This window comes from Rahnella perminowiae, assembly GCF_019049755.1.
Classification (GTDB): Bacteria; Pseudomonadota; Gammaproteobacteria; order Enterobacterales; family Enterobacteriaceae; genus Rahnella; species Rahnella perminowiae.
Genome location: NZ_JAFMOS010000007.1, coordinates 1 through 255, shown reverse-complemented (window position 1 = coordinate 255; position 255 = coordinate 1). Strand labels below are relative to the sequence as shown.

Annotated in this window: 1 rRNA gene; it reads right to left on the bottom strand. The window is 55.3% G+C overall.

The features are described from left to right. A 16S ribosomal RNA gene (locus J1785_RS00025) occupies positions 1 to 255 on the bottom strand; the annotation flags it as partial.

Genomic DNA, 255 nt, shown 5'->3' with positions numbered 1-255 from the left:
CGCCTGCGTGCGCTTTACGCCCAGTAATTCCGATTAACGCTTGCACCCTCCGTATTACCGCGGCTGCTGGCACGGAGTTAGCCGGTGCTTCTTCTGCGAGTAACGTCAATCACCACACGTATTAAGTATGATGCCTTCCTCCTCGCTGAAAGTGCTTTACAACCCTAAGGCCTTCTTCACACACGCGGCATGGCTGCATCAGGCTTGCGCCCATTGTGCAATATTCCCCACTGCTGCCTCCCGTAGGAGTCTGGA